Origin of the sequence: Cryobacterium sp. PH31-L1, from assembly GCF_030063145.1 — a bacterium.
Classification (GTDB): domain Bacteria; phylum Actinomycetota; class Actinomycetes; order Actinomycetales; family Microbacteriaceae; genus Cryobacterium.
In genome coordinates, this window is the sequence record NZ_JASISM010000013.1 from 30,042 (window position 1) to 40,745 (window position 10,704).

General features: G+C 63.0%; 14 protein-coding genes. 1 reads left to right on the forward strand and 13 read right to left on the reverse strand.

Annotated elements, in window-relative coordinates; genetic code table 11:
* Nucleotides 1-21: 21 nt before the first annotated feature.
* From QMF22_RS16710 to QMF22_RS16765, 12 genes are all read right to left on the reverse strand, one after another.
* Complete coding sequence (locus tag QMF22_RS16710) at nucleotides 22-969, reverse strand: sensor histidine kinase (RefSeq protein ID WP_283455717.1); 948 nt, start codon at nucleotides 967-969, stop codon at nucleotides 22-24.
* The gene (locus tag QMF22_RS16715; RefSeq protein WP_283455719.1) at nucleotides 969-1,649 is read right to left on the reverse strand and encodes a response regulator transcription factor; all 681 of its coding nucleotides are present in this window, start codon (nucleotides 1,647-1,649) and stop codon (nucleotides 969-971) included. Before QMF22_RS16715 ends, QMF22_RS16710 begins: the two co-directional genes overlap by 1 nt.
* Complete coding sequence (locus QMF22_RS16720; RefSeq protein WP_283455721.1) at nucleotides 1,646-1,783, reverse strand: hypothetical protein; 138 nt, start codon at nucleotides 1,781-1,783, stop codon at nucleotides 1,646-1,648. The genes QMF22_RS16715 and QMF22_RS16720 overlap by 4 nt, the downstream gene beginning before the upstream one ends.
* Nucleotides 1,767-2,333 carry a hypothetical protein gene (locus tag QMF22_RS16725; RefSeq protein WP_283455723.1) on the reverse strand — a complete coding sequence of 189 codons (567 nt, stop codon included), beginning with the start codon at nucleotides 2,331-2,333 and terminating at the stop codon, nucleotides 1,767-1,769. The genes QMF22_RS16720 and QMF22_RS16725 overlap by 17 nt, the downstream gene beginning before the upstream one ends.
* The gene (locus QMF22_RS16730) at nucleotides 2,330-3,301 is read right to left on the reverse strand and encodes an ABC transporter permease (protein ID WP_283455725.1); all 972 of its coding nucleotides are present in this window, start codon (nucleotides 3,299-3,301) and stop codon (nucleotides 2,330-2,332) included. Before QMF22_RS16730 ends, QMF22_RS16725 begins: the two co-directional genes overlap by 4 nt.
* Nucleotides 3,294-4,196 carry an ABC transporter permease gene (locus QMF22_RS16735; protein WP_283455727.1) on the reverse strand — a complete coding sequence of 301 codons (903 nt, stop codon included), beginning with the start codon at nucleotides 4,194-4,196 and terminating at the stop codon, nucleotides 3,294-3,296. The genes QMF22_RS16730 and QMF22_RS16735 overlap by 8 nt, the downstream gene beginning before the upstream one ends.
* The gene (locus QMF22_RS16740) at nucleotides 4,193-4,927 is read right to left on the reverse strand and encodes an ABC transporter ATP-binding protein (RefSeq protein WP_283455729.1); all 735 of its coding nucleotides are present in this window, start codon (nucleotides 4,925-4,927) and stop codon (nucleotides 4,193-4,195) included. Before QMF22_RS16740 ends, QMF22_RS16735 begins: the two co-directional genes overlap by 4 nt.
* Before the next feature lie 85 nt (nucleotides 4,928-5,012).
* Nucleotides 5,013-5,669, reverse strand: a complete 657-nt coding sequence (locus QMF22_RS16745) for a DedA family protein (protein WP_283455731.1) — start codon at nucleotides 5,667-5,669, stop codon at nucleotides 5,013-5,015.
* A 68-nt stretch (nucleotides 5,670-5,737) separates the two neighbouring features.
* The gene (locus tag QMF22_RS16750; RefSeq protein ID WP_283455733.1) at nucleotides 5,738-6,541 is read right to left on the reverse strand and encodes a COG4705 family protein; all 804 of its coding nucleotides are present in this window, start codon (nucleotides 6,539-6,541) and stop codon (nucleotides 5,738-5,740) included.
* Between the two features lie 122 nt (nucleotides 6,542-6,663).
* A complete protein-coding gene (locus QMF22_RS16755) occupies nucleotides 6,664-7,674 on the reverse strand; it encodes a sensor histidine kinase (protein WP_283455735.1) in 1,011 nt (336 codons plus the stop codon).
* On the reverse strand, nucleotides 7,671-8,345 hold the full coding sequence (locus tag QMF22_RS16760) for a response regulator transcription factor (RefSeq protein ID WP_283455737.1): 675 nt from the start codon (nucleotides 8,343-8,345) through the stop codon (nucleotides 7,671-7,673). Before QMF22_RS16760 ends, QMF22_RS16755 begins: the two co-directional genes overlap by 4 nt.
* A complete protein-coding gene (locus QMF22_RS16765) occupies nucleotides 8,335-9,048 on the reverse strand; it encodes a phosphatase PAP2 family protein (RefSeq protein WP_283455739.1) in 714 nt (237 codons plus the stop codon). The genes QMF22_RS16760 and QMF22_RS16765 overlap by 11 nt, the downstream gene beginning before the upstream one ends.
* A 129-nt stretch (nucleotides 9,049-9,177) precedes the next feature.
* Between QMF22_RS16765 and QMF22_RS16770 the strand changes: the two genes are divergently transcribed.
* On the forward strand, nucleotides 9,178-9,774 hold the full coding sequence (locus QMF22_RS16770) for a BLUF domain-containing protein (protein WP_283455741.1): 597 nt from the start codon (nucleotides 9,178-9,180) through the stop codon (nucleotides 9,772-9,774).
* Between the two features lie 112 nt (nucleotides 9,775-9,886).
* On the opposite strand, the gene QMF22_RS16775 is transcribed toward QMF22_RS16770, so the two are convergent.
* Entirely contained in the window at nucleotides 9,887-10,561 is a 675-nt protein-coding gene (locus tag QMF22_RS16775) for a haloacid dehalogenase type II (RefSeq protein WP_283455744.1), read from the reverse strand.
* Nucleotides 10,562-10,704 lie beyond the last annotated feature (143 nt).

Genomic DNA, 10,704 nt, shown 5'->3' on the forward strand with positions numbered 1-10,704 from the left:
AGCCCACACGTCGGTGCCCGATTAGGGGCGGAGTGGGAGGTTCACCGTGATGGTGGTGCCGATGCCGACCTGCGAGGTGAGCGCGATGCGGCCCTCGTGGGCCTGGACGATCTGCTGCACCAGGCTGAGACCGAGGCCGTGCCCCGGGCGGGATCGTGCCTGGTCGGATCGCCAGAACCGGTCGAAGGCGTGCTTCACGTCGTTGTTGTCCATGCCGATGCCGCTGTCACACACGGTGACGGTGCAGGTGCTGTCGTGGACGTCAGTACTGACGGTGACGACACCGGGCGACGGGGTGAATTTCAGCGCGTTGTCGATGACGTTCGCGATCGCTCGAGCGAGCAGGCCCGGGGAGCCCAGGACGACCGCGGCTTGCCCCAGGTGAACGTTCAGCCGGGAGGCATCCACTGGGTTACTGGAGCGCGCGTCGAGGTCCTGGCGAACCAGGTCGTTCAGGTCGACGAGTTCGTACGTTCTCTTCAGTTCAGCTCCTCCGCCGCTGGACAACAGGAGGAGGTCGTTGGTGAGCTCGGTCAGCCCGCCGACGGCGTCGAGCGCGGTCTGCATCGCCCGCTCGTACTCGGCCGGGGTGCGGGTGGTGAGGAGGGCGAGTTCGAGTTCGCCCTGGATGATGCTCAGCGGGCTGCGCATCTCGTGGGAGGCGCCGTCGACGAAGCGTTGCTGCAAATCGTAGCTTTTCTGCAACGGTGTCAGCGCGGCGCGGGCCATGAGAAAACTCGCCAGTGGGATCAAGACCAACAAGATGGCGTAGAGCACGATGAGTCCGGTGCGGAGGTTGGCGAAGCCCCGCTCGGCCGCGTTGAGGGCGCCGGCACCGTCCGATTCAGCGGCGTCGAAGTCGAAGGTTCCGGTGACGAAGATGTAGATGCCGACCGCGAACGCGGCAAACAGCACCAGCTGCACCAGCGTGTAGGTGACGGTGAGTCGAACCAGCGCGCGGCGAAACATCAGCTGTCCGCGGTGATGAGGTAGCCGGCGCCGCGCCGGGTTTCGATGATGTCGGTCTCGCCGGGCAGCGTGAGCTTGTGCCGCAGGTAGCGAATGTAGGTTTGCACGACGTTGCTGAACCCCTCGTAGTTGCTGTCCCAGGCATGGTCGATTAATTCGGTGGCGCTGATGATGGTGCCGGCGTTGCTCATCAGGTATTCCAGCACAGCGAATTCCTTCGCTGTCAACACAATCGTGCGCCCGGCCCGCACCGCCGTGCGGGTGGCGGGATCGAGAGAGACTCCCTGCGCCTGCAACACGGGTTGCTGTGCCCGCGGAGAACGCCGAAGGAGCGCACGCACGCGGGCCAGCAGCTCGACCAGGTGGAACGGTTTGACGATGTAGTCGTCGGCGCCGGCGTCGAGCCCTTCAACCTTGGTGCGCATCGAATCCAGTGCGGTCAGCATCAGCACCGGCACGTCGCTAGTGATCAAGCGGATGCGGCGGCACACGTCCATCCCACCGCCCGGCAGTCCCGGGAGCATGAGGTCGAGGACGACCAGATCGTAGGTGTCGATTTCGAAGGCCTGCACGCCGTCGGGCGCGGTGTGGGCGACGTCGACGGCGTAGCCGGATTCGGTGAGGGTACGACGGATGACGTCCGCGATGCGGACGTCATCCTCGACGACGAGTATCTTCACGCGCCGCCCGACCAAAGATCGTTGGCCGGGCAGTTGGCCGGGCAGTTGGCCAGGCAGGTCGCCGGGCCGTTGGCCGGGCAGTTGGCCAGGCAGGTGGCCGGGCCGTTGGCCGGGTGGTTAGTCGGCTTGTTCACCGGTTCCTGCTCCCTTGGTTGCGGTGCCGTTGGCGATCTGTACGCCGTTGGCGCTGACCTGGATGGTGAAGTCGACCTGGTTGGTGGAGCTGCGGTAGAGGCTGAACGTGTTTTCCGGAAAATGCCCGGCGCCGGTCTCATTGTCGAAGGAGAGCGTCGTTTCCGTGTTCGGTGCGAGGGTCACTCCGTCCAGGGGAAGGTAGTAGGCCTCGCTGGCTCCGGTGGTGACATCCGTCATCACATAGTAGGTCTCCAGATTGGTCAGCGGGTTGCTGGTGGTGTTTTCGACGGTGATCTGGAGCCGGTCGGTGATCGCTGTGCCGGAGCCGTCGACGTTGTCTTCGGCCAGGGCGGACACGACCGTCAGGCCCGGGGTGGTGCTCGTGTTGGTGATCGGATTTGATGTCACGGGCAGTACTGTTCCGGCCGTGGCGTTGGAGGAGGTCGTTGCTGCGGGGGTGGCGGGTGCGTTCAGCTGGGAGAGGGCGATTCCGCCAGCGGCGACGAGGGCCACGAGGGCGACGGGGATGACGATGAGTTTCAACTTCATGATTGCTTCCTTTGCAGAGTGCGCCTCGTCGTTGCGAGGGCGGCGAAGACCACGGCGGCAAGAGTTGCCACGGTGAGGGTGATGGCGTAGGGCAGCATTGCTGCCCACACCAGGCTGAGGGGTTGTTGGTTGTACTGGTCTTTGATGCCCAGGAACGCGAAAGTGAGGCGTTCGAAGTGTTTGGTCACCGACGACACTTCCAGGCCGTTGCGGATACCGTCGAACGCGGAGAACTGGGCCAGAACGGCCAGTTCATCGGCTTTCTGGATCTGCAGGGTGGCGAACAGTCCGCCGGGAACCTGGTTGTCCGGGTCCATGGTGTCGCCGATCTGGGGAATGATCAGCACGAATGCGAGCCAGATCACCAGTGCCACGATCAGTCCGGTACTCAGCCGGGTGGACAGCGCGGTCAGGCCCACGGCCAGTGCCGTCCAGAACACCAGGTAGAGCCAGGCGAAGCCGCCGGCGATGAGGAGTCGGGCCACGTCGATGCCCTGGATCGGGGCATGACCGATCGTGACCACCGCGATAAGTGAGACCGCGGTGAGGGCGGCGACGACACCGAGCCAGACGATCGACAGGCCGAGCATTTTGCCGCCGGCGAACGCGAATCGACCGACCGGGCGGCTCAGAAACAGGTGCAGCGTTCCGCGGTGTTTCTCTTTGGCGATGGTGCCATAGCCGAGGACGATGGCGAACAGGGCTCCGAGAATTTCGAGGTACTCGATTCCGCCGCGCAGCAGCTTCAACGGGAAGAGTTGTGGAGCGGCCGCCGTAACGGTGCTGCCGCTGTTGGCCAGATTGGCGACATAGAGGTTGTAGGCATCCAGCTGGTTGCGGAAGTCGGCCGACGCGACAGCTACGGAAATCAGCGTGGCGACGGCCAGGAACCCGATCAGGATCGCGAATAGACGATCACGTCGGAGGTCCAGCAGTTCCTTCTCGGCGACAATCCAGGTGCTATTCATTCAGACCACTCCTCAGTGTGTGGCGTGGTGTGACGACCACAATCCAGGTCATTGCGATGAGAACGGCCACCAGCAGCAGGATGCTGAGCCAGGGGCTGCCGGTAACGCTGTCATCGCGCAGCACGATGCTCGCGGCTCGTTTGAACTGCTCGGTAATTGTGAACGGGCCCGTGACCGCACCGATCAGGTCAAAGGAAGCACTGCCCGGCGCTACCAGAGCGGGAACCGGATTCAACAACGCCACCGGCCGCGCAGCGGTGCCGATTTGTGGGAGCACGAACGCGATCGCACTCCAGATCACGAAGGGTACGAGCAACGCCGTTGTCTCTTTGCGACTGTAGAGCCCGGTGAGCATGCCGAGCAGCGCGAAAATCATCATCAGTGACCAGGACAGGGTGGCGAATGCGATCAGTCGCACCGAGGTGTCAAACCCGAGGGGCGCACCCATGATGATGCTGATGGACGCCCAGCTGATCACCGTGCTGGCAGCCAGAACGGCCGCGATCACAGCGCCCAGCCCCAGAAACTGCCCGATCAGCCTGTGAATGGTGTCCACCGGCCGGCTTAGAACCAGATCGGACGTGCCCGACTGACGATCACGCAGGGTCGCCTGCACGCCGAGGATGATCGCCATGAGTGCGCCGATCAGTACCACATAGATCACCGAATTGCGTGAGTAGTACAACGCCGACACCGCCGCGAACGGGTTCGGCGCCGTGGTGAGCCCATCGGCGAGGATCTTTTCGTACACCCGGGTGACGGTCGTGTTGGTGAGCCAGCCGATGAGTGAGGACAGCGACACCATCCCGAGAAACAGCACCAGCAGCAGCATTGCGACCCGGGCACGGAGGGTGCAGAGGACTTCATGCCGAGCGCTGGTGAGGATGGTGTTCATGCGGCGGCCGAATCGAGCTGAAAGTAGATATCTTCCAGGGATTCGTCCGCGGGGAACGCGGCGAGCGTGTTGCTCATCGAGTCGTGGTGCACCAGACGCCCATGGTTGAGGATGCCAATGCTGGTGCAGGTCTTTGTCACCTCGGACAATAAGTGCGTGTTCATGAAGATTGTCATGCCGAATTCGTGGTTCAGGCGAACGATCGTTTTACGCAGGGTGCGTACGCCTTCCGGGTCCAGCCCCGACGTCGGTTCGTCCAGGAACAACACGGCCGGCGCGTGCAGCACGGCCTGGGCGATGCCCACGCGCTGGCGCATTCCCTTGCTGAAGGTCCCCACGCGCTGGTTGTCATGACCGGTGAAGTCCAGGAAGGTCAAAACGTCGCGAATTCGAGCGTCCGGGCGGCGCAGTCCCGACAACCGGGCGAAGAACCGCAGGTTCTCCAGCAACGTCAGGTTGTCGTAGAACTGCACATTTTCGGGCAGATAGCCGATGGACTGGCGCACGCCGGCGGCATCCGTTTTCACGCTGTGACCGTTGATCATCGCGTCGCCGGCCGTGGGTTCGAGCAGGGTGGTCAGCAGATTCACGGTCGTGGTCTTCCCCGCCCCATTGTGGCCGAGGAGCCCGAAGACCTCCCCCTGCGGTACATCAAGGGTGAGGTCTGCGAGGGCCTGATGCGCGCCGAAGCTGCGCGTCAAGGCTGCGGTTGAGATAGCGGATGTTGTCATAACACCGAGATTATTGACCCCTCCGTGAGACCACGATGAGAGACACCAAGCCCGAGCTTTAGCTGCTGCGCACGACCGAATGGAGCTACCGTGCACGCACGGTCTGGCGACGTGAAACGAGGGCCCTGATGATGACGGGAACCACGGAGAGCACGACGATGCCGATCAGCACGAGATCGATGTAGCGCGCGGCGAAGTCGGCGACGCCCGGAATGTGGGCCAGACCGAAGCCCAGCAGCACCACCCCGGTCGTCCACAGCGCGGCGCCGATGATATTGAACAGGGTGAACACCCGCCGGGGCATCTTGCCGACGCCGGCCGCGACGGGAGCAAAGGTACGCACGACCGGCACGAACCGGGCGATGGTGACGGCCGCCGGCCCGAACCGATCAAAGAAGCCCTGAGTGCGGGTGACGCTCTTTCGGCTGAACAGCCCGGAGTCGCGCCGGTCGAAAATACGACGGCCCGTCGTGCGCCCGATGAGGTAACCGAGCTGGTCGCCGAGCGCTGCCGAGACCGCGATGGCCGGGATCACGACCCAGAGCGGCTGGCTGATCACCCCGCTGAGGGTGAGCACGCCCGTGAAGAACAGCAGGGTATCGCCGGGCAGGAAGAACCCCACGAGCAAGCCTGTTTCCACGAACACGATCGCGCAGACGACCACGAGGCCCCAGACGCCGGCACCGGCGATCACGGACTGTGGATCCAGAAAACCGGACGTGGGCAGTGCGGTAACGATCATGGTATTCATGCTGCAAGGGCTTTCTCTGAGTTTTCTGAAGGCGAGCCGCGCATCCGCTTCTGCGGTGTTTAGACGGTGGCGGTCAGTTGGGCGTTCGTGGTGTGGGCGCGGCGGGTGAGCACGACCACCAAAACGAGAATCACGGACAGGAACAGCACACTCGTTCCCGTGGTCCCGAGCCCCAGGCCGCCGTCAGCGACAGGCTGGGAGAGCAGATCGCCGGTCGAGGCGCCCAGCGGGCGGGTGAGGATGTAAGCGATCCAGAAAGCGAGCACAGCGTTCAGGTGGAAGACGAAGTACGCCACAGCCACCAGCGCGATCGCGCCCGTGAAAACGAGCAGCGCGACGAGGAACCCGAGGTTGAGTCCTTCGGCGACGAGGTCGCCGGCGGCTGTGCCGAGGGCGAAGGTGAACAACACGGCCAGCCAGTAGAACGCCTCCCGGCGGGTCGTGAAGATGGAGTGGATGGACAGTGTCTTCTCCGAGATCGCCCACACCGTGAAGGTCGCAGCCAATGCGATGGCGAACACGACCGTCGTCAGCCACAGGGGCACCCCGAGATTGTCGGTGAGGTTATCGGTGATGAGAGTTCCCACGACGCTGATGAGCACCACGGCCAGCCAGTACACGGCCGGGGTGTATTTGTGCAGCTTGAATTGCACGATCAGCGCGGCGACCAGCAAGACGGCCATGATGACCGACGTGATCGACAGGCCCAGGCCGAGGTCGACGTTGAGGAAGTCCGCGGCGGTCTCCCCCACGGTGGTCGCAAGGACCTTGATCACCCAGAAGATGAGGGTTACCTCGGGCACCTTGGTCAAGATGTGCCGGACGGGCGAAACGGTCGTGGAGAGCGTTGAGGTCGTGGACAAGTGTTCCTCCTGGGATGGGGTCGGTAGCACCAGCGAACACGGCCCGGTCTAAGACTTCTCACAGAACCAAACAATCGACACCTTTCTTCCTCGTGAGCAGCGACCTGCTCGACGGTGAAGGATCAGGACGCGGCTGGCTTCACCTGCGGGAGGGTGAGGGTGATCGCTGTGCCCGCGGCGGAGCTGTCGACGACGTGCACGGATCCGCCGTAGCGCACCGCGATTTCTCGCACCAGGGACAGTCCGATCCCGAACCCGGTGCGGGCGTCTCCGCCTCCGTCCATGGCCGTTCCGGAGTGTGCGAAGCGGTCGAAGATGCGGGTGGGGTCGATGCCCTGGATGCCGGGGCCGCGATCGCGCACGGTGACCGCCACCGTCTTTTTGGTCACGGTCACGTCCACAGTGATGATCGAGTCTCTGGGGGCGAAGCGCACCGCGTTATCGAGCAGGGCGACCACGCACCGGGTGATGCTGGACGCGGGCACGCGCACGGGCGCGGGCTGCGGGGCATCCAGCTCTATGGTGATGTGCTTGTCGACGGCGATGAGTGCCATCGACTGAACGGCGGTATCAACGGCAGCGACCAGATCGACGATGGCCGTGTCCGGCACGGCCGCGCCGCCGATTTCGGCCGATTCGAGCAGGTCATTGACGATGTGGATGAGGTCCTTCGCATCACTGCGGAGCTCCGCAACGACCGCGGCCGACGGGTCCTCGGCGGGGAGGGTGCGCTGCAGTATTTGCAGGCGGGCATCAAGCACCGCGAGCGGGGTACGGAGTTCGTGGCTCGCGTCCGCAACGAATGCCCGCTGGATGCGCAGCACGTCGCCGAGCGGTTGCACGGCCCGGCGGGTGACCAGCCAGCTCAACACCCCGGCCAGAACGATCAATCCCACGCCCAACACGGCAGCCGCGCGCAGCAGCTTGAACGCGCTGACCTGCAAGTTCTCGGTGTCCGGCACCGGTTCGAACAACTCACCGGGCGAGATCTCGGACAGGATGTACACGAACACGGCCACGATGACCACCGCAACGACCGCGGCGCACGCGATCGCAATGCGAGTGCCGACAAGTCGGGAAGCCCGACGGATGGCAAGGGTGTCGCTGTCGACAATGCGATTACTGCGGATCATGGTTGTCCCAGGCGGTAACCCTCACCGCGCACGGTGAGGACGATGTCGGTGTCGGTCTTCCGCCGAAGATAATGCACGTAGGTGTCCACCGTTCCAGCGGTGTCCGCAGTGCTGAACACGGTCTGCAAAATCTGCTGGCGCGAGAATGTGCGCTGCGGGGCATCCGCCAACAGTTTGAGCAGTTCATTCTCTTTGACCGTCAGAAGGATACGCCCGTCATACGGGGAATAGATCGTGCGACTGTCGGGGTAGTATTCCCAGCCACCGACCAGCACCGTGCGACCCTCCCCGGTGAACACCCGGCGAATGGCCCGGAGCCGGGCGAAAAGCTCATCGAATTCGAACGGCTTGACCAGATAGTCATTGGCACCGACGTCAAGCCCGGCCACCTTGTCGCCGGTCGTGCCGAGGGCGGTGAGCAGCAGAATGGGAGTGGTGACCAGTTTCCGGCGAAGCGCTTCCACCACGCCGAGACCGTCCAGCGTGGGTAGGCGCCGGTCAATGACCATCACCTCGAACTCGCCAGCAAGGCCGACGGCCAGGCCGTCCCCGCCATCGGCCACCAGGGTGACATCGTAAATTTCTGCGAGCACGTCGCGGATCATCGGGCCGAGCTTGGCATCGTCTTCGATCAACAGCAGCCGAGCGCCAGCTGTGCTCTCAGCGTGCATGCCTGACTCCTCCGCGGACGGGTTCGGCAGGGAGGCCGGATCCTCGTTCGCTCCAGTGTGCCAGTAGTAGCCTCCAGGCGGCGTTCACCAGCGCCACCGCCGCCAGCGAGTACACGATGGACGCCACAACATCCGACGGGTAGTGCACGCCCAAATACACCCGGGACGCGGCCGTCGCGAGCACCACGACCGTCGACGTTCCGATCACAAACGGATGCCAGCGGCGGCCGGACGTGACGAGGATGATCCCGAGCAGCAAGCAGGCGGCGAAGCTGGTGTGTCCGCTGGGAAAGCTGAGACCGCCCGGTTCGAGCAGGAGAATGTGCGGCAGCGACGGAATATCAGGCCGGGCCCGATGCACCAGCAGCTTGATCACGTCGGCCCCCAGCGTGGGAATCATCACCACCGCCACGAACCGGATCGCCGGCCCGGGTCGCCGGGTCGCTAGCAGCACCGATCCGGCGGCCAGCAAGACAAGGACTGCGCCCACGGCGGGGCTGAACAGCCAGTCAATGCTGAGGGCCACCGCGTCCACCGGCGCGGTGTGGGTCGTGTTCACCAGGCGAAGCAGGTCCATCTCTCCGGCCGTCCACCCTGCAGACCCGCTCAGCACGAACCCGGTGAGGATGACGGCGAGGATGACTCCGGCGGCGGTAAGGGCGGTCCGGGCGAACCGGTGGAGTGGTCGGAGGTCTGTGCTCATCCCCCTAGAGTTGCCCGTGACGTCACAGAACCGTCTAAGAATAGTTCTTGCCGTGCGAAGCATCGTCCCTATTCGTACTCGTAGCGATTGAACCTTTCGACTGAGCGGAAGAAAGAAACTACGTGCATCATGACCTGGTCATCTCGCTGGTCTTGTCGACCCTTGTTTGGGGCCTGTTCGGTTGCCTCGTCGAGGAGGGTTATAAGAAATATTGGACGTCCGGAGGACATCTTGCTATCTATTTCCTATGTGAGCGCTGCGGCGCTCTCCCTATCAGACCAAGACATCGTCGCGATTCTCGTGCAAGCGCGAGCGAACAACGTAGCGCATCACCTCATCGGCGCCCTCATATACCACGAGGGCAGATTCATACAGATTCTCGAGGGGCCCGATGACGAGGTGCGCGCTCGGTTCGCAATTATCAGCGCAGACCCGCGACACCGCCTAACTTACACAGTGAGTGAAGAGCAGATTGCGTCACGCCAATTTCCCGAGTGGACGATGGGTTTCCGGCCCCTCTCGGATATCGCGGTGGAGCAGTTGGCCGGATATGACGACATATTCGACGGAAATACCGGCAAAGTACATTTGGGAAAACAAACCGCCAAACAGAGAGTTTTCTTGAATGGCTCGCAGAATATTGGTTCTCGCCTGTCCCGTCCCAAGCGCGTGCTAATTCCGTTCCTGCCTGAATCCTGCCCTTTCGGTACAGACAAGAAACCCTGATCGAATCAATTTCTAGTAGTCAAGACGTCACGAGCCGACTTTGCTACCGTGGGGCGTCCTCTAAGGAGCTTCTTGGTGAACAGCGCAATGTTGTGCTCGAGCCCACCGCTGCCTAAGCGTTCAGGCGTGCGGCTAACTCGTGGAGGGTGGGAACGGTGTAGTCCGGTTGCGCGAAGTAGCTCGGATAAGCTGCATCGCCTCGGTTGATCCAAGCGGTGCGGAGTCCCGCTTGAGCTGCCCCGTGGGTGTCCCAGGGATGCACGGCGACCAGTAGCATCTCCGCCGTCGGAACCCCGAGTGCTTTCGCGGCGTACTGATAGGCGGAACCGACGGGTTTCCACGCCGGTGCGTCCTCGACAGTGAGAATGGCGTCAAAGTTGTCTCGTATCCCCGCTTCGGTCAGCAGGGCTTGTGCCAACCGTGCCGACCCGTTGGACAGAGTGGCAAGGCGGTATCCGGAGCCCTTCAATGCCCTGACCCCGTCTGCGACGTCGGGGTGTAGTTTCAGCGTGCTGAGGCCCTCCAAGACATGGGATACGGCCTCATCGAGAGGACACGTCAGGGCGACGTCGCGGAACAGATGATGGAGCATCTCGGTGCCTATCAAGGAGAATTTCGCACTGCCGCCAGACGCGGCGAGGGCGAATCCATCCCGAAGCAAGGATGCGAACCAGATGTGGGCCAGATAGCCCGGGGCACCGACCTCCACAAAACGACTCTCCATCGGTAACATGTCCGAAAGAGTTTCGTTGACATCGAAAATGATCAGTGTTGTGGCTGCATTCATGGTGGAGTCCTCAAGATGTTAACGCCGAGCCAAAACAGGGCCAATAGTGCCGTTTGAAAACAGGACCACTATCTGTGTTTTCTACTATGCCGTATCAGCGGCGGGCTGGTGGCTCTTGAGTCGATAGCTGACGCCTTGGAGGC

Bases quoted from the DNA above. Each gene is read 5' to 3' on its own strand.
- QMF22_RS16735 (WP_283455727.1), bottom strand. From the start codon at position 4,196: ATGAACACCATCCTCACCAGCGCTCGGCATGAAGTCCTCTGCACCCTC.
- QMF22_RS16725 (WP_283455723.1), bottom strand. From the start codon at position 2,333: ATGAAGTTGAAACTCATCGTCATCCCCGTCGCCCTCGTGGCCCTCGTC.
- QMF22_RS16755 (WP_283455735.1), bottom strand. From the start codon at position 7,674: ATGATCCGCAGTAATCGCATTGTCGACAGCGACACCCTTGCCATCCGT.
- QMF22_RS16710 (WP_283455717.1), bottom strand. From the start codon at position 969: ATGTTTCGCCGCGCGCTGGTTCGACTCACCGTCACCTACACGCTGGTG.
- QMF22_RS16765 (WP_283455739.1), bottom strand. From the start codon at position 9,048: ATGAGCACAGACCTCCGACCACTCCACCGGTTCGCCCGGACCGCCCTT.
- QMF22_RS16745 (WP_283455731.1), bottom strand. From the start codon at position 5,669: ATGATCGTTACCGCACTGCCCACGTCCGGTTTTCTGGATCCACAGTCC.
- QMF22_RS16760 (WP_283455737.1), bottom strand. From the start codon at position 8,345: ATGCACGCTGAGAGCACAGCTGGCGCTCGGCTGCTGTTGATCGAAGAC.
- QMF22_RS16775 (WP_283455744.1), bottom strand. From the start codon at position 10,561: ATGAATGCAGCCACAACACTGATCATTTTCGATGTCAACGAAACTCTT.
- QMF22_RS16770 (WP_283455741.1), top strand. From the start codon at position 9,178: ATGACCTGGTCATCTCGCTGGTCTTGTCGACCCTTGTTTGGGGCCTGT.
- QMF22_RS16740 (WP_283455729.1), bottom strand. From the start codon at position 4,927: ATGACAACATCCGCTATCTCAACCGCAGCCTTGACGCGCAGCTTCGGC.
- QMF22_RS16730 (WP_283455725.1), bottom strand. From the start codon at position 3,301: ATGAATAGCACCTGGATTGTCGCCGAGAAGGAACTGCTGGACCTCCGA.